Origin of the sequence: Runella aurantiaca, from assembly GCF_003339505.1 — a bacterium.
Lineage (GTDB): Bacteria > Bacteroidota > Bacteroidia > Cytophagales > Spirosomataceae > Runella > Runella aurantiaca.
In genome coordinates this window covers 279,649-298,874 of sequence record NZ_QPIW01000004.1, presented here as the reverse complement: position 1 = coordinate 298,874, position 19,226 = coordinate 279,649, and the positions used below count along the sequence as shown (strand labels likewise).

Annotated in this window: 21 protein-coding genes; 14 read left to right on the top strand and 7 right to left on the bottom strand. The window is 45.5% G+C overall.

The annotated features are described in order from the left end of the window. Positions 1 to 29 precede the first annotated feature (29 nt). From DVG78_RS08135 to DVG78_RS08080, 12 genes are all read left to right on the top strand, one after another. Positions 30 to 356: a rhodanese-like domain-containing protein gene (locus DVG78_RS08135; protein WP_114460594.1), complete on the top strand. Its 327-nt coding sequence runs from the start codon at positions 30 to 32 to the stop codon at positions 354 to 356. A 49-nt stretch (positions 357 to 405) separates the two neighbouring features. Then, entirely contained in the window at positions 406 to 645 is a 240-nt protein-coding gene (locus DVG78_RS08130; protein ID WP_114460593.1) for a hypothetical protein, read from the top strand. Continuing rightward, a complete protein-coding gene (locus DVG78_RS08125) occupies positions 629 to 859 on the top strand; it encodes a hypothetical protein (protein ID WP_114460592.1) in 231 nt (76 codons plus the stop codon). The genes DVG78_RS08130 and DVG78_RS08125 overlap by 17 nt, the downstream gene beginning before the upstream one ends. Positions 860 to 896: 37 nt before the next feature. Further along, a complete protein-coding gene (gene trxA, locus DVG78_RS08120) occupies positions 897 to 1,214 on the top strand; it encodes a thioredoxin (RefSeq protein WP_229598164.1) in 318 nt (105 codons plus the stop codon). 253 nt (positions 1,215 to 1,467) lie between these two features. Then, positions 1,468 to 1,671 carry a YgaP family membrane protein gene (locus DVG78_RS08115; protein ID WP_114460590.1) on the top strand — a complete coding sequence of 68 codons (204 nt, stop codon included), beginning with the start codon at positions 1,468 to 1,470 and terminating at the stop codon, positions 1,669 to 1,671. A 191-nt stretch (positions 1,672 to 1,862) separates the two neighbouring features. Continuing rightward, on the top strand, positions 1,863 to 2,621 hold the full coding sequence (locus DVG78_RS08110; protein ID WP_147277020.1) for a hypothetical protein: 759 nt from the start codon (positions 1,863 to 1,865) through the stop codon (positions 2,619 to 2,621). A gap of 382 nt (positions 2,622 to 3,003) precedes the next feature. Further along, a complete protein-coding gene (locus DVG78_RS08105; protein ID WP_114460588.1) occupies positions 3,004 to 3,345 on the top strand; it encodes an ArsR/SmtB family transcription factor in 342 nt (113 codons plus the stop codon). 66 nt (positions 3,346 to 3,411) lie between these two features. Then, positions 3,412 to 4,446 (top strand): ACR3 family arsenite efflux transporter, encoded by a 1,035-nt coding sequence (arsB, locus tag DVG78_RS08100; protein WP_114460587.1) that lies wholly within the window; start codon positions 3,412 to 3,414, stop codon positions 4,444 to 4,446. Next, positions 4,443 to 5,048 (top strand): arsenate-mycothiol transferase ArsC, encoded by a 606-nt coding sequence (locus tag DVG78_RS08095; protein ID WP_114460586.1) that lies wholly within the window; start codon positions 4,443 to 4,445, stop codon positions 5,046 to 5,048. Before arsB ends, DVG78_RS08095 begins: the two co-directional genes overlap by 4 nt. Before the next feature lie 222 nt (positions 5,049 to 5,270). Further along, positions 5,271 to 5,729 (top strand): DinB family protein, encoded by a 459-nt coding sequence (locus DVG78_RS08090; RefSeq protein WP_114460585.1) that lies wholly within the window; start codon positions 5,271 to 5,273, stop codon positions 5,727 to 5,729. A 169-nt stretch (positions 5,730 to 5,898) separates the two neighbouring features. Further along, the gene (locus DVG78_RS08085) at positions 5,899 to 6,465 is read left to right on the top strand and encodes a Tll0287-like domain-containing protein (protein ID WP_114460584.1); all 567 of its coding nucleotides are present in this window, start codon (positions 5,899 to 5,901) and stop codon (positions 6,463 to 6,465) included. Between the two features lie 8 nt (positions 6,466 to 6,473). Beyond that, positions 6,474 to 6,866, top strand: a complete 393-nt coding sequence (locus DVG78_RS08080) for a rhodanese-like domain-containing protein (RefSeq protein WP_158549989.1) — start codon at positions 6,474 to 6,476, stop codon at positions 6,864 to 6,866. Positions 6,867 to 6,869: 3 nt separating this feature from the next. On the opposite strand, the gene DVG78_RS08075 is transcribed toward DVG78_RS08080, so the two are convergent. Further along, positions 6,870 to 7,625, bottom strand: a complete 756-nt coding sequence (locus DVG78_RS08075) for a DUF6503 family protein (protein WP_114460582.1) — start codon at positions 7,623 to 7,625, stop codon at positions 6,870 to 6,872. A 161-nt stretch (positions 7,626 to 7,786) separates the two neighbouring features. On the opposite strand from DVG78_RS08075, the gene DVG78_RS08070 reads away from it, so the two are divergent. Beyond that, complete coding sequence (locus DVG78_RS08070; protein ID WP_114460581.1) at positions 7,787 to 8,842, top strand: saccharopine dehydrogenase family protein; 1,056 nt, start codon at positions 7,787 to 7,789, stop codon at positions 8,840 to 8,842. A 17-nt stretch (positions 8,843 to 8,859) separates the two neighbouring features. Here DVG78_RS08070 and DVG78_RS08065 read toward each other — a convergent pair whose 3' ends face one another. The 3 genes from DVG78_RS08065 to DVG78_RS08055 all read right to left on the bottom strand — a co-directional run bounded on the left by DVG78_RS08065 (position 8,860) and on the right by DVG78_RS08055 (position 12,159). Continuing rightward, on the bottom strand, positions 8,860 to 9,606 hold the full coding sequence (locus DVG78_RS08065; protein WP_114460580.1) for a hypothetical protein: 747 nt from the start codon (positions 9,604 to 9,606) through the stop codon (positions 8,860 to 8,862). Between the two features lie 42 nt (positions 9,607 to 9,648). Then, complete coding sequence (locus tag DVG78_RS08060; RefSeq protein ID WP_114460579.1) at positions 9,649 to 9,873, bottom strand: DUF3820 family protein; 225 nt, start codon at positions 9,871 to 9,873, stop codon at positions 9,649 to 9,651. Between the two features lie 99 nt (positions 9,874 to 9,972). Then, positions 9,973 to 12,159, bottom strand: a complete 2,187-nt coding sequence (locus DVG78_RS08055; protein WP_114460578.1) for a penicillin acylase family protein — start codon at positions 12,157 to 12,159, stop codon at positions 9,973 to 9,975. 122 nt (positions 12,160 to 12,281) lie between these two features. On the opposite strand from DVG78_RS08055, the gene DVG78_RS08050 reads away from it, so the two are divergent. Next, a complete protein-coding gene (locus tag DVG78_RS08050) occupies positions 12,282 to 14,783 on the top strand; it encodes a cation-translocating P-type ATPase (protein WP_114460631.1) in 2,502 nt (833 codons plus the stop codon). 59 nt (positions 14,784 to 14,842) lie between these two features. Here the strand turns inward: DVG78_RS08050 and DVG78_RS08045 are convergent, their stop codons facing one another. From DVG78_RS08045 to DVG78_RS08035, 3 genes are all read right to left on the bottom strand, one after another. Then, the gene (locus tag DVG78_RS08045) at positions 14,843 to 15,100 is read right to left on the bottom strand and encodes an Ada metal-binding domain-containing protein (protein ID WP_114460577.1); all 258 of its coding nucleotides are present in this window, start codon (positions 15,098 to 15,100) and stop codon (positions 14,843 to 14,845) included. Continuing rightward, positions 15,097 to 15,807, bottom strand: a complete 711-nt coding sequence (locus tag DVG78_RS08040) for a 2OG-Fe(II) oxygenase (RefSeq protein ID WP_229598163.1) — start codon at positions 15,805 to 15,807, stop codon at positions 15,097 to 15,099. Before DVG78_RS08040 ends, DVG78_RS08045 begins: the two co-directional genes overlap by 4 nt. Positions 15,808 to 15,883: 76 nt before the next feature. Beyond that, entirely contained in the window at positions 15,884 to 19,087 is a 3,204-nt protein-coding gene (locus DVG78_RS08035; protein ID WP_158549988.1) for a CotH kinase family protein, read from the bottom strand. Positions 19,088 to 19,226: the final 139 nt, after the last annotated feature.

Below are 19,226 nucleotides of genomic sequence, written 5' to 3'. Positions count from 1 at the left end.
TCAAATTAAAATCAAAACCGACAAAGACCATGTTTGACTTCCTTAAAACCAAAAAAAATTACGAAAACGTTAACGCTTCGAGCTTTAAACAATTGATTGATGAGACTCCTAATGCCGTGGTATTAGACGTGCGTACCGCTGCCGAAATGCGCTCGGGTGCCATCAAGGGGGCTATCAATATTGATTTAATGAGCGCCGATTTTCAACAAAAAATTGCCAAATTAGACAAAAACAAAACTTATTTTGTGTATTGTCGCAGTGGAAATCGCAGCGGTCAAGCCTGTAAGATGATGGGAAATGCGGGCTTTGAGCACGTTTATAACCTATCGGGTGGGATGATGAGCTGGCCTTACTAGGGCACTTTGTGAGTATCTAAATTGTTAATTCATAAAATAATAACCGATTATGACGGCGGTACTTAAGAATTGGGATTTTATGCGAATTTTGCGGATGGGGATGGGCTTGTGGCTCATCTATTCCGCCTTTGTTGACCATCAACCGCTTCTGGGATTGCTGGGAGGATTGTTTGCGTTGCAGGCTATCATGAATGTAGGTTGCTGCGGCTCAGGCGGTTGCGCCACGCCAAACACCCGCCAAAGCACCCCAAAAACCATTGAAGAAACACAATATGAAGAAGTTAAATAATATTCCGTGGGGCTGGCTGGGCGCGGTGGCAGGGGCCATTGGCGGGTATTGGTACTGGAAAGAAATCGGGTGCCTAACAGGAACCTGTCCACTCAACTCTCAGTGGCAAACCATGGTGCCTTACGGCGCACTGATGGGGTATTTTGGCGGTGGAATGTTGCAAGAGTTACAACTTAGTAAATTTATGCCGCGCCGCAACGACGCCGAGAAGTAATCAGGGCGTATTTTTTATCTTTAAACAACAACAGATCATGGAAAAGAAACAGACATTTAATGAAATAATTCAGAGTGAAACACCCGTTTTGGTGGATTTTTTTGCCGAATGGTGCGGCCCTTGTAAAATGATGTCACCGATTTTGAAGGATTTTGCCTCCCAAATGGGCGACCGCGTGCGCGTCATTAAAATCGACGTCGATAAAAACCCTGCGGCATCCCAAACCTACCGCATCCAGGGCGTACCGACCTTGATTCTTTTTCAGAAAGGAAAAATCGTGTGGCGGCAATCGGGCGTAGTGCAGAAAAAACAGTTGGAACAGATTGTAAATCAATTGGCTACGCAAGCTCAATAGATGACGCTTCCATCCCAATTCAATATCTTTCCAGACAATCTCCGTCAGGAGATGCTGAAAGTCATTCCAAAATATTGATTTTCAAGCGCTTTTGTAACATATATCACTGACTCGAAGGGGTTTTTAGTCCGACCTTTACCCCATGAAATCAAACGCCACAAAACTAATCGTTGTATGCATGCTTTGCGCGGCGTTGTTGGTGGGTTTGTATTTTATGATTGAAGGCATTAAACACTAAAAACATCTTACGAACATGAAACCTAACATGGGCGGCACCGACCGCATTATTCGCCTTATAGTAGCCGCTATCGCCGTTGCGCTGTATTTTACGGGAACCCTTACGGGCACACTCGGCATCATCGCGTTGGTGGTAGCCGCCGTTTTTGCACTGACAAGTGTAGTGAGTTTTTGCCCACTCTATACTATTTTTGGTTTAAATACTTGTCCAGTGAAATAAGAGATTCCAATCTATTTTACCCTTTGCAACCTGCTCTCGGCCGAAGCAGGTTTTTTTATGCCTTGCTAGGGTTTTCGTGGGCAAAAACCCACAATTCAACCCGAATCTTTCTCAATTCAAGAAAAAAAGTCATTTTTCTCAAGGTGATTGCCGCGAATTTTACGGCGTATTTGAACCAAAACAGCAACGCCATGAAATTCAATGAATCTAAAACATTCTCTTTATCCCTAAAAAACTACGTATTCGTCTTCCTGCTGGGCGGGGTGCTTTTGTCAAGCTGCAAAAGCGCCCAAGTAGCTTTCTCCCCCGAACTAAACGCCACCGCAATGCCCGTCAAAGGCCGTCAGGGATTCCAGATTGGGCAGATAATTCGGTACGGCGACTACCGCACCGACAAAGTCAGGCGTGGCTGGACCCGAAGCTACGATGTACCGTTTATTCTACGGTTTCAGGGCGCGCAGGAAAAACTCAGTTTTACCCAATTCAGTCCCGAAGGCCGCGCGGTCAGGGTATCGTGCGTCAGTCGCTTCAAAAGCAACGATTTGAGTTTGGTACAAGACTTTTTCAGCATTCCGCTTCAATACGAAAATTATTTTGCTGGCACCCTCCTCACCGCACAGGAAGACACCTGGGATTTTGTTTTGTACAATCCCAACGGTGATTTCCTGAAACAAAGAGAATCAGCGGGCTACGCCCGAAACTATGCCCAGACCATCGAAATCAAAGCCGTTCGCGGTCTGGAAAACCAACCCGAATGGCTCAAAAAAATGGCCGTTTACGGGCACGAATTTGTTCTGAATGGCAAAGTAGTAGGGGCGGTATCTACCCTCAACAACGGCACGGTTTGGATTGACCCCTCATTGGACGCCGAAACCCGAACCATTCTGGCGGCGCTGGCCACGGGTATCCTGCTCCGCACCGACGTAGAAGTGGTGGAAACAAACAGCTAACCCTTTAAGTAAAGCCGAAAGAAGCCACTGGTTATTGCGCAACGATTCGCTGAGCCATTTGTGCACTCCAATACGCAAATTTGACAGTTCAAGGGAATCCTTTTTCAGATTTTCGGTAAATGAGCCAACTTTACATCGTCAATGTGTGACACATTCAGCCATCGAAAACAATCATTATTTTATCATAGGTTAGGGTTTAGAAGCAGACAAAGTCGGGTTATTTAGCCCGACTTTGTTTTTTACAACCAATTTTTCTTTCCTACAAACGCTCTTTAAGCAATTTCAAAGCTCATTAAACATAGCTACAGGGCAGATTGAGAATAAAGATGTTGTAATAAAAAAACATATCATCGTATATTTGCGATATATAATAACATACCGAATGGCTACTAACCGAAAAATGGATTTTCTTGCTGACGAAATCGCCTTGGCCGATTTTGCCAAAGCCATTGCTCATCCTGCACGCATCGCGATTCTGAAACTATTGGCTCAACAAAAAAGCTGCATTTGCGGCGAAATCGTGGAAGGCTTGCCGTTGGCGCAGGCCACGGTATCTCAACACTTGAAGGAATTAAAAGCCATTGGGCTTATCAAAGGCAGTATCGAAGGCAAAACCTCCTGCTACTGCATTGATTGGGAGGTCTTCAACCAATTTGTTAGTCAATTCGGCGTTTTTGCCGACCTAGCCAAAAATGCTTCAGGTCAGACGCAAGCTTGCTGCTAATCGGGTAATCAGGCCAGACGATAGTCAGACCGAAATTTCCCTGTGAAGTTTTAAAACCATAACACTATGCCTCAAAAAAAACTTTCCTTTTTAGACAATTACCTCACACTTTGGATTTTTTCGGCCATGCTACTCGGTGTAGGTATTGGCTATTTTTTCCCTGAATCAGAAGGTTTTATCAACAGTTTTAGCGTCGGCACCACCAACGTTCCGCTGGCGATTGGACTCATTTTAATGATGTATCCCCCGCTGGCCAAAGTCCGCTTTGAAGAACTTCCAAAGGTGTTTTCAAATACCAAAATTCTAGCGCTGTCGTTGGTGCAAAACTGGATTATTGGGCCGCTGCTGATGTTTGGTTTGGCGGTTATTTTCCTGCCCGACAAGCCCGAATACATGACTGGCCTGATTATGATTGGCATTGCCCGCTGTATTGCGATGGTCATCGTTTGGAACGATCTCGCCAACGGTGACCGCCTCTACGCGGCTGGCTTGGTAGCGTTTAATAGTATCTTTCAGGTGCTTTTTTACTCGGTTTACGCTTGGGTTTTTATCACCGTCTTGCCTCCCCTTTTTGGCCTGACAGGCTACGAAGTTGATATTACCATCGGTCAGATTGCCCAAAGTGTTTTCATCTATCTGGGCATCCCGTTTTTGCTGGGCATTATCTCGCGTTATGGACTAACGGCACTCAAAGGTCGGCGGTGGTTTGAAGAAGTCTATCTGCCAAAAATTAGCCCAATTACGCTGATTTCGCTCCTGCTTACCATTGTGGTGATGTTTAGTCTGAAAGGGCAGTTGATTGTACAAATTCCGCTCGACGTAGTCCGCATTGCCATTCCGCTCACGCTGTATTTTGGCATCATGTTTTTATCGGCTTTTTATCTTTCCAAACGAGCGGGAGCCAACTACGCCAAATCCACTTCGTTGGCCTTTACGGCCGCTGGCAACAACTTCGAGTTGGGCATTGCCGTCGCCATTGCCGTTTTTGGCATCAATTCAGGGGCCGCTTTTGCCGCCGTTGTTGGCCCACTGATTGAAGTACCCGTTTTGATATTGTTCGTGAATTACGCCCTCAAACAAACCCATAAATTTCAACCATGATTCCTACTGTAAAAATCTATTTTGAGAGCCTCAACCTCAACGAAGTTTCCGCCGAACGCCAAGCCTTTTTACAACCATTGGCAGATTATATAAAAGCAAAAACCAAGTCACAACAACCTATCAATCTGACGTTTATCTGTACGCACAATTCCCGTCGCAGTCACTTGGGGCAAGTGTGGGCGCAGGTAGCGGCGGCGTATTTTGGAATTGAAAATATTTATTCATTTTCGGGAGGAACGGAGGCGACCGCCTGCAATCCCCGCACGATTGCGGCGTTTGAGCGAACAGGTTTGAAAGTGACAAAGACCACTAAAACTGAAAACCCAGTATACGAAATCAGTTTTGATGCTTCGATGACACCCGTCGTTGCTTTTTCCAAAGTCTATGACCAAGCCCCCAACCCAAGTCAAGGTTTTGCTGCCATCATGACCTGCGACCACGCAGAAGCTAATTGCCCGTTTATTCCTGGAGCCGAGCGACGCCTGCCCATTATGTACGTTGACCCCAAAGTCTCCGACGATACGCCCGAAGAAGCCGCCACCTACGACGCGCGCTGTCGGCAGATTGCGACCGAAATGAAATGGGTGTTCGAAAACGTGTAAGTCATTCAAAATAAAGCCTTAAAATGGGTTTTATGTGACCAAAGTCACCGTTTATCTGCTGATTAAGTTGCAGATTTACGGCATACAAAATCAATCATTACCAATGGCCGCTTTTATTTTTTTCATCGTCATGTTACACTTAGTCGCAGGTTTTGGTTGGGTACTTTACAAAATTGCTTTCCAGAAAAACAAATCGAAATAGTGCTGTAAAAAAATTGACCTATGGATACCAATGCACAATTATTACTGCCTCTATGGGCCGAAGCCCGCACTCGTTTTTCCAATCAGTTGAAGAATCTCAAGGAAAGCGACCTCACCAAAAAACTCGGAGATAGTCCTAACAGCGCGGGTTTTCTGATACGGCACGTGGCGGATGTCGAGCTGCTTTTTAGTAAAAATGTATTCGGGCAAACAGACTTAAAAGTATCGGCAAAAACGGTTATTGCCCAACGAGACACGGGCGAATGGACGAATTTAGCCGAACTGTTAGCTTATCAGCAAGAGGCTTTTGAGTGCTTAGAAAAAGCCATTTTGGCCCAAACCGACACCGACTGGCAAAGCACCATCACTACCAAAGAATTTGGCACCAAAACCAAGGCCGAAGCCCTCGGACGCATTGTATCTCACACCGCTTACCACGCGGGGCAGCTGGGCATTGTCTTAAAATACGGAATGGTTTGACTGGTCGAAAAAGTTAATGATTAGGCTTTTATTCCGAAAAAAGCAGCGTTATTTATGTTTATTTTGTGACTAAAGCCCCAAAAACAAGGGCCCGTGGACAAAATCAAAGATGAAAAGCCTAAATTGACGCTCTATTTACCGGCAAAGTCAAACTGAAAACCCTTTTCGAATGAAACCTTTACTTTTTTCCGGTGCTTTTTTTCTGGCAACGGTATTAATAACCGCCTTCCAATCACCACAAACGCCCCAACAGACCCTCAATTACCATAAGCTCGGCGATTCACTCAGCTTACAGGCCCAACAAAGCCTGATTTCCAACTTATTGGGAGCGATTGAAAAAGGCGGCGCCGCCCATGCAGTGGATTATTGTAACGAGAATGCCGTGCCGCTGACCAAGGCGCTTTCGCAGAAACATCGGGTGGAGATTCAACGAATTTCGGACAAAAACCGTAATCCTGACAATGCCGCATCGCTGTTTGACAAAAAAATACTGGATATCTTTGCCGCCAATTCCCTGAAAGATACGCTCGTGCAGGTTTCAAAAGGCTACGTTTATTACAAACCCATCAAAATCGGAATGCCAACCTGCCTACAATGTCACGGCAAACCCAAACAAGACATTGAAGCCGCCACACTGAAAACAATTCAACGAAAATACCGTTTTGACAAAGCAACCGGCTACGCCATGGGCCAATTGAGAGGCGCATGGAAGCTGACGTTCGTCACCAAACAATGAAAAGTTCAATGAAAAACAGTCTATTTCTTCTCGGATTTATCGTAGGGCTTGGGGCTTGCTCTTCTGGCCAAAAAGCACAAACTATTGACGCAAAAACCTTTCAAAACCTCATAGATACCCTCCCCGACGAGGTGGTGGTAGATGTCCGCACTGGTCCCGAACTCGTGGGTGGTGTTATTCCGCAGGCCATTCACATGGATTACAACAGCCCCGATTTTGAAAAACAGATTGCCAAACTCGACAAAAACAAACCTGTATTGGTCTATTGCGCTACGGGTGGTCGCAGCGCCAACGCGGGCGAATTATTGCTAGAAAAGGGGTTCAAAAAAGTCTATAACCTAGACGGAGGCCTCAACGGATGGCGAGCAGCGGGGTATTCAACCGCCATCGTGGCCCAATAACCATCACTTAGCTACGTAATTGCTCTGCTCAATCATAGAGAGCAATTTGGACTTTCCTTCCAAAAAGGCTTTATCATACTCCGTGGTGGGGAGGGTTTTGTCCAAAATTTCGTAGTTTTCATAATTCTGAAACACAATCCCGCCAACGGTGTCGCGCTTGACGGCTTTGCGCAAACGCGGGCCGCCGTTGGCGTACGAAAGGTAATCGAGCGTATTGGTAGATTGATTTATCCAATAACAAAACTCATCTTCGTGGTCTTTACCGCCGCCTTCCTGCTCAAAGGTGACCCTGATTTTGTGGTATTTTTGATTGTCAATGCTTATTTCACCAACGTATTTTAGAATAACGGCAGGCTCCGAAAGCTTGTAAGGGAGCAACACAAAATACGCGATAGCATTGATACCTTCACGGTATTTATCTTCGTCTTTTTGGGAAAGCACCTGAGTTGTATCATTGCGCTTTCTGACAAAACTTTCGTTGGTCAAAATATCATGATACACGTTGTTGAGAGAGTCGGTGGTGGTGCGCTCGTAGGAAAATTGAGTACCCGTTTGTTTTAAGTGAACCTTAAATTTTCGAAAGTCAAATGACAGATCAAAAGCTTCGTAATTTTTGCCGCCGTGGGCTTTTATGCATTTATCAACTATTTCTTTGGCCTTTTTATCAACGGGCCTTTCCTCAGAATTACTGCTTTTATCAGCGTTGTTACAGGCAAGACAAAGCACTAAAAAGAAGAAAGAACAAACTAACTTTAACATATAGACTAGGATTTAGGTAAAACAGTTAAACCGACAAATCGCCATTTTTGTTGCTAAACTACGTTATTTTCAGGACTACCCGCCTCAAATAGCTTTATTTTCTCTCTCCATCGGGTCGCTGCCTTTTAGCTGTTACCTTTACCCTCTAAACCTCAGTCATCATGTCATTTCTTATCTACGGCGCAAGCGGATTTACGGGCACACTCATCGTCGACTTGGCGGTAAAGCAAGGCAAAAAGCCCGTCATTGCGGGGCGAAACGAAAGCAAAATCAAACCCCTTGCCGAAAAACACGGGCTTGAATACCTAATTTTTGACCTAAATAATCAAGAAAATATCGTCAAACAGCTTAAAAAATTTCCGTTGGTCTTAAATTGTGCCGGCCCTTTTACCCGAACCGCCCAACCCTTAGTCGAAGCCTGTTTGAACACCCAAACGCACTATTTGGACATTACCGGAGAAATAGAAGTGTTTGAGTTGGTAAAATCATACCATCAAAAAGCCCTCGCAAGTAAGATTGTTTTGATGCCCGGCGTAGGCTTTGACGTCGTACCGACGGATTGCATGGCCAAGCTTCTCCACACAAAACTCCCCGACGCCACACACTTAGAATTGGCGTTTACCAACGTCGGCGGAAGCGTGTCGCACGGCACTATGACCACCATGCTCGAAAGCCTCGGCAATACGGGCGCGGCCCGAGAAAACGGGGCAATTGTGCCCAAACCGGTGGGTGACAAAGGCAAAACAATTGATTTCGGCAAGTTTAAACACTTCGCTATGACCATTCCGTGGGGAGATGTCTCTACTGCGCATCATACCACGGGTATTCCCAACATCGAAACCTACGTGGGTGTGCCCAAGTTGGCGTATTGGTCGATGAAGCTACAATTTTTGTTCAACCCTATTTTACGCAGCCGTTTTATCAAAAAACAATTGCAAAACTACGTCGACAAAAAAATAACGGGACCGACCGAGCATCAGTCCCAAAAAGGACAATCATTCATTTGGGGCAAGGCCACCAACGCCGAAGGCAAAACCGTCGAAGCACGTTTGGTCACCCCCGAAGGCTACAAATTGACCGCCGAAGCTTCGTTGCTCATCTCCCAAAAAATATTGGATTTAAAAAACGTGGCAGGCTACCAAACCCCAGCTGGATTGTTTGGTTATGAATTGATTACGGAAATAAAGGGAGCAGCTTTCGAGAAAGAACCAAGTTGATTCTTTCTCGAAAACCACTACCGAATCGGGTCAAAAATAGAGCCACTCACGCCTGTTTCGGTCAGTGTACGTCCTGTTCTGAGGTCTTTTATGGGCAGTTTCAACGGTCCAAGTTGATGAAAACTGGGCAGCATAGCCCCCGTAGGCTGTTTGCTCCAACCCTCCCACGTGGCCATTACCCCTCCGACGGGAAGGACTTTTACCCACATTTTGTAGGACAAAGGCAATCCACTGGCATCGAGCTTCCAGAGGTAGGCATCGCCGGGGGTAACTCCGCCGCTGGCATAACTGACCAATAAATCGTTGGTGCCGTCTTCATTGGGCACCAAGCTGCGGGTGGTTCCTTCGTCAAACACTTTGAAAGGAGCAATCAACCAAAACGAATCATTGCAAAAATACGTCCATGCTTTTCCGCGAACTACATCCAAATCTGGCCCTTTTACTTCTTCAGTTCCTTTGAATGCCCTCCCCCTGTCCCAAGTTTGGAGGTTCAATAAAACCCGATAGTCACCCCAATTGACAAAAACAAAGTTGTTTTTTTTATCCCAAACGTACGTATGACCATTGCCGTATTTCCAAGTGATGAAATGGGTACTGTCCCACGCCGATTTGTTGACTGCTATCAACATTTTTTTTGCTAAACTATCAGCCTGTGCACTTGGTGGTGCCACTGGTCTTTTTTCGTTCAAGAATGCAAACGCCGTTAACCCAATCACTGCCACTAACCCTACGAAAATCCCCAATCCTTTTACAATTTTTCTCATTCGTAAGTTTAGTTTATAAAGTAAAACTGCCTGCTAAAGCCTTTATTTTTTCTCTCGCAAGGGCTTCAACAAATACTCTAATCCGTTCAATTTAATCTCGTACATCGTTGCCAACAATACCCCCAACTTCCCCGCCGGAAAGCCTTCTTTGTGAAACCACACCAAGTAAGGTTCGGGCAAATCGCAGAGCAATACCCCTTTGTATTTGCCAAAAGGCATTTGAAAAGTCACTAATTCTTTCAAGTAATTTGGGTTAAAACCATCCATATATCTGTATATCAATAAATTACACGGAGATAATTAAAATGAGAACCGCAAGAAACTTAAGTTCTCTGCGGTTCTCATTTTTCTTTGAGGTTCTCTGCGTTACTTTTTATCTCCCGGGTGGTACGTCCGTTCGGCGTTTTTCAGAACATCTTCTTTGTAAAATAATACATCTTTGAATTTTCCCTGAGAATACATCGACCCTTGGTCGAAAAAGTGCTTAGAGGCAGGGTCGCCGCTTTCGCCACCCGCCAACAGCGACTTGGCGGTAATACGAGGGCCAAATTCAACGGCGCAAATAAAACTGTTGCCGCTCACGCCATAGCGCTTGTTGGTGCCCGGGTACGGCCGGCTGTTGTACGACGGCAACATCCCCCACAATGCAGACGCGTATTTGACGGGATAACTCGGCTGACTGTCATCGTATTTGGATTGCACATCGCCCGTCAAACGCTGAAAACGATTGATTTCGCCCCAAGGCATTTGCCATTTTCCAAACTTGGTTTTAAGGTCATTCAAGGCTGATACCAACGGTGACGTCAGTTGGCTGAGCGTAGCCTCAGCGGCAAAACGCTTGGTGTTTGTCACTTGGTCGGCTTCGCCTTCGTTGATGTAAAGACGGGTAATGGTCGGCGTCAGTTTTTGGGCCCATTCGATGGCCACCGTGGTCGCTAATGAATTCTCGGCTGTATGATAATCCCAATTTTTCAACAACGTAACGGCCTCATTCAGCTGCGAATACAGCGAATCGGTCGGCTTCACATTTTTCTCAAAAGAACTAACCAACGCAGGCACCAACACTTCGAACGCCGAAAGGTAAGTATCATAACCCGACGCAATTACTTTATCGAGGGTATAACCACTTCCTTGACTCAACACCCGAACGGCATTTACTCCCCGAAAATTCTCGCCATCGGGAGCCATGTAAGGTGGAAAATTTTCTTTCTTTGGACTGTTCACCCCCGCTGCCGTAAAAGGCGTTGAGTTGCAGTTTTGCAGCCAGCCATTCACGGGATTGTACAAATGAACGGATTCTTCCACGGGATGCAATCCTTTCCATTCGGTTGCGGGCGTGGTGCCATCCATTACTTGCGACCAGTTCATATTTTTGTCGCGAATGGGCACATAATTTCCATGCCAGTAGGCAATATTCCCTTTATAATCCGCAAAAACCGTACTATTTGAAGTGTTTGCTTTGAGGTCCATTATCTTTTTATAATCTTCAAACCCTTTCGCTTTGGTGCGTTTCCAGCTCTGAATCAAGCTAGTCATGGAGCGATTATACGACCGTAGGCTCACCCATTTTCCATCGCGCTTAGCCATAATGGGCCCGTGGTGCGTGTAATAAGTGGTAAATGTTTTGCTTTTCAGAACGTCACCGTCTAGGTATTTAATCGTAATTTTCTTTTCCGTAACGGGCTTAAGTTTTTGGTCATACTCATAGAAAAATTTATCGCCTTTTTTGGTCACTTTTTCGGCATACATATCAGCTACATCGACGTTACACGAAGTATGCATCCAGCCACAATATTTATTAAAGCCTTGATAAACAAAGAATTGCCCCCAAGTTACTGCCCCATACGCGTGAAGCCCTTCTTCGCTCACGACTTGCACTTCGGGTCGAAAATAAAACGTTACGTGGGGATTAATGTACAAAATGGCGTTGCCTGAGGCCGTTTTAGAAGGCGCAAATGCGAAGCCATTAGAGCCTGTTTGATACTCGGGGTCTTTGGGTTCGGCCAAAGCAGCGGTGGCCTCTCCTGAATAAAAATTCCTCAATTCTGGCACCGTCAACTCCGCCGTGCTAATGGCTCCGATACTACCATCGGTCCATAATAGCTGATACCAAGGCTGAAATTTGGTCAGCAATGCCGGCTTTACCTGCGGGTTTTTGAGTAAATAATAGTTGATACCATCGGCGTAGGCGTTCAGCAGTTTTTTCATCCACGGCTCCGCTTTGTTGTAATCTGCAATCGCTTCTGTGGTATCAATCAACAACTTAATTTGCAAATCGTTGTACAAAGCCGACTCCCCTTTTAGCTCGGCCATTCGGCCCAATTTCTCAATATAATTCAATTCAACGCGTTTAAAATCATCCTCGCATTGGGCGTACAATAATCCAAAAACGGCATCGGCATCCGACTTACCGTAAATGTGCGGAATGCCCCAATTGTCGCGAATGATGGTGACGCGGTTTGCCTGCTGCTGATAACGGGCGATTTCGGCGGGTGTAAACTTTTGGGCTAATACCGATAACGGCAACAAAAACAGGAGGATAAGGTGCTTCATAAGGGTTGTAAAGAAGTTTGATGATGAAAATCAGTCAGGGCTATCCACGTTTATTTTGTAGATTTAGCAAACTTATCAATAACTCTGGCAAGCTCAAAAGAAATTGGGGCTGGTTTTTTATTATGGCAGTCAATCCTTATCCATTTCAAGGCCTTTCGGATACTGAAGTCGAAGACTCCTTAGACAAAAACGGAAACAATGCACTCCAAAAAGGGGACAACGATGTTTGGTGGCAAGCGCTCAAAGAAGCCGCTACCGAGCCGATGTTTTTGCTCTTGGTCGCATGTACCGTTATTTATTTTTCGTTGGGCGAATTATCGGAAGGCTTTTTTATGTTGGGGGCCATTTTACTGGTCTCCGCTATTTCTTTTTATCAAGATTCCCGCAGCAAAAAAGCCCTAGAAGCCCTAAAAGCCTACACACAGTCGGCCGCGACGGTGATTCGAAACAATCAATTGGTCGAAATTCCCGTCGATGAGTTGGTCATCGGCGACATTGCCGTCGCCTCGGAAGGAGACCTTATTCCTGCCGACGGAAAATTGCGGCAAATCAACGATTTCTCCGTCAACGAATCATTGCTGACGGGCGAAGCCTTTGCCGTTCAAAAAGAGCTTAATTCTGACGAAAACGGACAGGTTTATCGGGGTTCGTTGGTACAATCTGGACAGTGTGTTTTTGAAGTAACGGCCGTGGGGAAACAATCAAAATTGGGGCAAATCGGCCAATCGCTCAGTGAAATCCAATCCGAAAAAACACCGTTACAAATACAAATTGAAAATTTTGTCAAAAAAATGGCCGCCGTTGGCGTGGTGGTTTTTCTGATTATTTGGGGGATTAATTATTTCCAATCGCGCGATATTTTAGAAAGTTTGCTCAAAGGGTTGACCATTGCCATGTCGGTACTCCCCGAAGAAATCCCCGTGGCATTTGCTTCATTTATGGCCTTGGGGGCTTGGCGATTGATGCAACAGGGCGTGATTGTCAAACAAACCCAAACCGTGGAAGCGCTGGGTTCGGCCACGGTGTTATGCACCGATAAAACGGGTACCATCACCGAAAACAAAATGGAATTGCATCAAATATATGTAATGCAAACCAACCAAGTAGCCCAAAACGGCCATTGGGATACGACCGCCGCACAAGAGCTCATCACCACTGCCATGTGGGCCAGCGAACCCGCCCCCTTTGACCCCATGGAAAAGGCATTGCATCAAGCATACGCATCCATCACTGCCACCGACGAGCGCCCGCTGTTTAAATTCATTCATGAATATCCGCTCTCGGGCAAGCCGCCGATGATGACGCATCTCTTTGAAAATGAGGCAGGAAAACGCATCATTGCTTGTAAAGGTGCTCCAGAAGCGATTCTCAAACACTCGTCCGTTTCAGAAGAACAAAAAAAACTTATCTTCCAACAAGTTGCTGATTTTGCCGCTGAAGGCTATCGGGTTTTAGGCGTAGGAACAACCGATTTTGAAGGCAATAATTTTCCCCAAAATCAACAAGATTTTGAGTTTCGATTTTTGGGGTTAGTAGGATTTTATGACCCGCCCAAACGTAACATTTCTAAAGTTTTCAAGCAGTTTTATGACGCTGGCATCCAAGTCAAAATCATCACAGGTGACAATTCCCTCACGACCGCTTCTATTGCCAAACAAGCCCATTTTAAAAGCAAGCTTCCTCCTATCACGGGCGACGAATTGCTTAAGCTAAGTCCCGAAGAGCAGGCCGATAAAATCAGCAAAGTGAGCATCTTTACCCGGATGTTTCCCGAAGCCAAGCTTAAAATTATTAATACCTTAAAAGACCAACACCAAATCGTGGGCATGACGGGCGACGGCGTCAACGACGGCCCAGCCCTCAAAGCCGCCCACATCGGAATCGCCATGGGAAAACGTGGCTCAGAAATTGCCAAACAAGCCTCTTCGCTGATTTTGGTGGACGATGATTTCAGTAAAATGGTAGACGCCGTGGCGATGGGGCGAAAGATTTATACCAACCTCAAAAAAGCCATTCAATACATCATTTCCATTCACATTCCCATCATTCTGACGGTAGCATTGCCGTTGATTTTGGGGTGGGTTTATCCATCCATTTTTACGCCCGTACACGTGATTTTTCTGGAACTCATCATGGGGCCGACCTGCTCCATTGTCTATGAAAATGAGCCCTTAGAAAGAAACGCAATGAAACAGCCTCCTAGGGCGCTCACGGATACATTTCTAAACTTCAAAGAGCTATCTATCAGCATTGTACAGGGCTTATTCATTACGCTGGGCACTTTATTTTCCTACCGCTATTCGGTCGCCGAAGGCTATGACGAAAACCTGACCCGGACCATGGTTTTTGTGACGTTGGTCATGGCCAATGTATTTTTAACGCTGGTCAACCGCTCGTTTCAGGAATCTATTTTTACCACTTTTCGGTATAAAAACAACCTGTTGGTTGGGGTAATTGCTATCACAATTTTACTGCTGGCGGCACTGGTGTACGTCCCTGTCTTTGCCTCCTTTTTCAAACTTTCGCCCCTCACCCTCCCTCAATTAGGAATCGCCGCTTTGGTAGGCTTCGCGTCAGTCATTTGGTTTGAGGGATATAAGTGGATACGTAGGCAAAAGCAATAAGGTTAGGTTTTGAGAAACTGCGGCAATGATGTGACTGCTGTTTCTCACAACCGCAAGTCTTATTCTTTTTTCCAATCCTGATATTCTTTCGGCATACACCGACCACAAGGTCGGTAACCATACCCCAATGCCTCCTGTTTGTTCTTAAAAAAAACGCGGTTTTGAGGTTTGAGTCGTTTGCCTGATGCGCAGGTAAGTTGCCCGTAAATTTTTAAGCGACAATTACCCCCAAGGCTGATTTCACCCGCACCAATCAACACCGAAAGCATTCTCAATCGCCCAAAAGCATTACGGCCCAACTCGGTATGTTTTCTCATTTCGCATCATGAAAAATGATTCCAACATTGTAGCGTTGTCCCGCCAATACTTCACTGACACCGTGCCTTATGGCAGTTCGACAATACCCTTTTGTACCTAAAACGGGACGAAAATTAGTCGTAAAAACCAGCATTTGACCCTGCGTTGGACGAAGTACAATTGCCTTGGACTGCATCCTAGGGCGCTGTTCTGTCATGACAAATTCGCCACCTTTGTAGTCTTTTTCGGAGTCAGTTAGAAATAAAACCGCTTGAAAAGGAAAATACACCTCACCATATAAATCCTGATGCAAGGTATTAAAATCCCCTTCCTCGTATTTAAGAATCAAGGGAGTGGGCCGATGTTGCTCCTTTTGGTGACATAATTCCAAAAAGGCATTGAGCGTTTCGGGATAATGCACAGGAATGCCCAATTTACGCATCCAATCGTTGGCAACGAGAGCCAAATACGGATATAATCCACTGCGAAGTTGGTCGATAACGGCAGGCAGTGGGTAGGAAAAATACTTATATTCCCCAAGTCCGAAATTATAGCGTTTCATATCAATTACGCTGCGATACGCTTCGGGGGTATCGTACATTTCAATTAACGCGTGACATACTTCGGGAGACACCACGTCAGAAAAAAGAGCGAAGCCCTTTTGATTCAATGAATCAATGGCTTCGCTCCAATTGATGTTGGAAAATGGAATTATCGGTTGCATCATTTATCGGTTCTTTTTTCAACAAAAAAACGTCAAAGTCGACAGCCCAACAATCCGTTTCTTGCGGGATGTGTGTAGGTCAGGGGCACCCGCTGATTTGGGCCCGAAACACCGCCCCTTGGCTCGTGTTGAAGCCCGGGTTTAGTTCAATAAAGCGTTTGGCATCGTAAAGCACATTTGACGTATTTCCCACACTCGCCGTCGATACCAGTATTCCTTCTTGCTGGGTACTTGCTCCCGCCGCCGTAGGTCCGTTTAGCACCCGCTTGGTTTCCACAAAAATATCATCTACGCCCAATTCGTCGCGGCTACCGCTCGTAACAACCTTTCGATAATAACGCCAAAGTAATTGGATATAAGGCTGATTCATCAATGCAGCAGGCAATTTCACTTCAAATACCGCGCTATCTCCCACAAGCCCCCGATTATACTCTATTACCTGATTACTTTCATTTAATAAATCTACAAAATCCACAATATCGCCGATGCGGTACTGTAATCGAATCGCATGCTGTTGTGCCCCTATTGACTTAGTACGCCCTTTCCACCGAATTATTATTTCACTTTTGTCCTGTGTGCTTAAAGCTAATATAGCCCCCCCAAGCTTTGCCCCCGGATAACCCGTATTTCCATTATCAGTATTAATAAATGAAACCCCTTCTGCATTTAATCCTTTAATACGGGTTCGTGATGTCAAATTATATAACCCAGTTGTAAAACCAACGATATCCGAATTAACCCCAGGGTCAGAATCTTCCATATACACAAACTTCATATTAGCTGGACTTGTTCCTGCGGCTGAAGCATCCGACCATTCTTTGAAACTATACCCACACGCTCCTTCCAAACTTGCCGCTACTGGCACTGGATTTTCAGAAAGAATCATTACCTCAAAAACTGCCGTATACACAATACCCGGTGTCACAGTCAAAACAGAATCCGTACTGGTTGTTGAATTATAAGACCAATGTTTAAATTTATAACCTGTTTTTCCGTAAGCCCGCAGTTGGACTGGAATGCCGTTGTAATACCTTCCCGTCCAAGGGTAAGGCGTAGCACTGACGCCGGGCGTTGTTGGTAAAATATCAATGGTGTTTACTTTCACATACCCGTGGTCAGAATTAGATACATTGACCGTCAGGTTGTACTGACCGCTGATACCAAATTTCCCCTGAATCTGTCCCCGTTGGTGGTTAGGTCGGCCTTGAATAAACATAATACATTTGTTGATTTCCGCAATCCACAGTGAACTATCAGTCAGTGTTTTCCAGCGGTTGAGGTGCGCGGTGATTTCGCCGCCGATACCGTCGCGTTTGGCATTGACGAGTTGCGTGAGGTGGGCGGGCAGGAAGGCCGTATTCATCAAGTCAGCAAAACGATTGATAAACGTATGCTTAAACGTCTCGTTCAACAATAATTTCCCCAACAAAAACCCCGGACTACCAACTGTCCCGATGGTTGAGGCAATCGAAAGTCGATTTTGGGTAGAATCTGTCATGGCGTGGTCGGTGTCGTAGAGGCTCCACCGCCACCGTCCGTCATGACCATAGGCCGCGTTGGAGTTGTAGGGAGTTCTCAAACGCCAAAGTTTGATGTTGTTAGGGCCCCAATCCCAGTTGTTATAGTAAATTTCCGCAATCTCATAATCTATAAAACTCTCCACATCCATTTGGGTCTTGATATAGTCGTAATGCGTCGCATTGGAGATATTGTTTACATTGATATAATTGAGCATGGCATCGTAGTGCTGCGTATCACCTTCGTCTACCTCCGTACCTATCACGTCCAGATTGTCCGCATCCACTCCGTATTTTTGGGCGTAATAATGCTTATCCTGCCGTTGGCGCAAATTATGAATACCCCAATATTCGCCGTTCAAAAAAAGAATGGAAGGCCTATATGCCTGAATATCCATCTTCAGGTGTGCCACCGACTGGTGGATAAAAGCATCTTTGAATAACGTCCCCGCATAATCGTTCCCCGAATTTCGCAGAATAAACGTTTTGTACTCCGAATAAGGTAAATCAGGAAATATCGAATTTTCGATGGTTTTATATTGATCCGTGCCGTAAATTCTCAATGACTTAAACCGGTACCCACGCGACCAGCCACCGTGGATTCGAAGGCCTATATCTTGTTTGTAAACTACCGTATCAGACTCAATAATTTCAAAATGAGACGCCCGTTCGGCGGCTTCGCCTGTTCGGCGGTAGTTGGCAGGATTATCGGTATCTGGGCCTTGGTTCGGGTTGGCCAACCGCCAAGTATCAAAGTCAATCCCGGGTACATAAATCCCGTTGTTGTAATCAAACAATCCATCCTCCTGCGACATGATTGACACTACTGGCAGCGTAAATTTATTGGCGCCATTCTGAGAAAAGAAAAACGAACTCGACGTTATTTCACTCGGCAATGCCCCAGCCTTCACGGCCATCGCCCTGACAATCTTACCCTTGTAAATGGGAGATGCAGGCAAGTAGCCCAATCCCTGACTATGGGTACTGGCTATCATGCTGATTTTGTTGGGCAGACTTGAAGGGTCGGCCACCGATATTGAGCTCGTGTATTGATAGGATTGATAGGTCTGATACAAACTACTCCCCGGAAATAGATTGCGGTATTCGTAGCTTTGGGGCGTAAGTTTTGTAGAATCGGGCACCGAGCCGTCGATGGTATAATAGATTTTAACGCTCGGGTCGGGATGATTCATGGAAAGCATGAACGCGCTGTTATAAAATCCGCCTGAATGAGAAAATGCAGGCGGAGCCAACAACTCATTGTAACCATTTGCCTCAACGTTGGTCGCTCCCGGCGATGCAGGTTTGAAATACTTCAAGCCCACTCCTCCATTTGGCAATCGACCGTAAGAAATATCCATTGGCTGAGGTCCAAACGAAAGGCTATCTACAATCGTAACGCCGTCATCATCTACCAACGCTACCCGCTCTCCATCTGCCGACAGCGAAAAACTCGTGTGATTGGTCCCTCTTGACACGGTACTGCTCGCCCAAATCACCAAGTAACCGTTGGCAGGTACAACCACTTGGCCGGGCGTAGTAGTAAAGCGAAATTTCATCAAATTGGAATACGTATCCGTCATGTAATAACCCGCCAAATCAATGGGGCTACCGCTTGAATTATACAACTCAATCCAATCGGAATATTCGCCAGCATTGTCGGTGACCGTATTCTGATTGGAAGCCATCACTTCATTTATTTTCACTTGTGCGCACAAGCTGGTGATATGCAGAAAAAAAATCAATCCAAATAAAAATTGTTTCATAACAAACTTATCTTCAATCTGATTTATTATTATTAAAAATGCAATACAAATTTTGGATTCCCTCATCAAAGCACAGGCCATTTTATCAATATTGACTAACTTATTTTCCGTACATGGGCCGAATGAATTCTTTCATTGA

What these genes read in the sequence shown, in the direction of transcription:
- DVG78_RS08135 (WP_114460594.1), top strand. Translation starts at nt 30, where the DNA reads ATGTTTGACTTCCTTAAAACCAAAAAAAATTACGAAAACGTTAACGCT.
- DVG78_RS08130 (WP_114460593.1), top strand. Translation starts at nt 406, where the DNA reads ATGACGGCGGTACTTAAGAATTGGGATTTTATGCGAATTTTGCGGATG.
- DVG78_RS08125 (WP_114460592.1), top strand. Translation starts at nt 629, where the DNA reads ATGAAGAAGTTAAATAATATTCCGTGGGGCTGGCTGGGCGCGGTGGCA.
- trxA (WP_229598164.1), top strand. Translation starts at nt 897, where the DNA reads ATGGAAAAGAAACAGACATTTAATGAAATAATTCAGAGTGAAACACCC.
- DVG78_RS08115 (WP_114460590.1), top strand. Translation starts at nt 1,468, where the DNA reads ATGAAACCTAACATGGGCGGCACCGACCGCATTATTCGCCTTATAGTA.
- DVG78_RS08110 (WP_147277020.1), top strand. Translation starts at nt 1,863, where the DNA reads ATGAAATTCAATGAATCTAAAACATTCTCTTTATCCCTAAAAAACTAC.
- DVG78_RS08105 (WP_114460588.1), top strand. Translation starts at nt 3,004, where the DNA reads ATGGCTACTAACCGAAAAATGGATTTTCTTGCTGACGAAATCGCCTTG.
- arsB (WP_114460587.1), top strand. Translation starts at nt 3,412, where the DNA reads ATGCCTCAAAAAAAACTTTCCTTTTTAGACAATTACCTCACACTTTGG.
- DVG78_RS08095 (WP_114460586.1), top strand. Translation starts at nt 4,443, where the DNA reads ATGATTCCTACTGTAAAAATCTATTTTGAGAGCCTCAACCTCAACGAA.
- DVG78_RS08090 (WP_114460585.1), top strand. Translation starts at nt 5,271, where the DNA reads ATGGATACCAATGCACAATTATTACTGCCTCTATGGGCCGAAGCCCGC.
- DVG78_RS08085 (WP_114460584.1), top strand. Translation starts at nt 5,899, where the DNA reads ATGAAACCTTTACTTTTTTCCGGTGCTTTTTTTCTGGCAACGGTATTA.
- DVG78_RS08080 (WP_158549989.1), top strand. Translation starts at nt 6,474, where the DNA reads ATGAAAAACAGTCTATTTCTTCTCGGATTTATCGTAGGGCTTGGGGCT.
- DVG78_RS08075 (WP_114460582.1), bottom strand. Translation starts at nt 7,625, where the DNA reads ATGTTAAAGTTAGTTTGTTCTTTCTTCTTTTTAGTGCTTTGTCTTGCC.
- DVG78_RS08070 (WP_114460581.1), top strand. Translation starts at nt 7,787, where the DNA reads ATGTCATTTCTTATCTACGGCGCAAGCGGATTTACGGGCACACTCATC.
- DVG78_RS08065 (WP_114460580.1), bottom strand. Translation starts at nt 9,606, where the DNA reads ATGAGAAAAATTGTAAAAGGATTGGGGATTTTCGTAGGGTTAGTGGCA.
- DVG78_RS08060 (WP_114460579.1), bottom strand. Translation starts at nt 9,873, where the DNA reads ATGGATGGTTTTAACCCAAATTACTTGAAAGAATTAGTGACTTTTCAA.
- DVG78_RS08055 (WP_114460578.1), bottom strand. Translation starts at nt 12,159, where the DNA reads ATGAAGCACCTTATCCTCCTGTTTTTGTTGCCGTTATCGGTATTAGCC.
- DVG78_RS08050 (WP_114460631.1), top strand. Translation starts at nt 12,282, where the DNA reads ATGGCAGTCAATCCTTATCCATTTCAAGGCCTTTCGGATACTGAAGTC.
- DVG78_RS08045 (WP_114460577.1), bottom strand. Translation starts at nt 15,100, where the DNA reads ATGAGAAAACATACCGAGTTGGGCCGTAATGCTTTTGGGCGATTGAGA.
- DVG78_RS08040 (WP_229598163.1), bottom strand. Translation starts at nt 15,807, where the DNA reads ATGATGCAACCGATAATTCCATTTTCCAACATCAATTGGAGCGAAGCC.
- DVG78_RS08035 (WP_158549988.1), bottom strand. Translation starts at nt 19,087, where the DNA reads ATGAAACAATTTTTATTTGGATTGATTTTTTTTCTGCATATCACCAGC.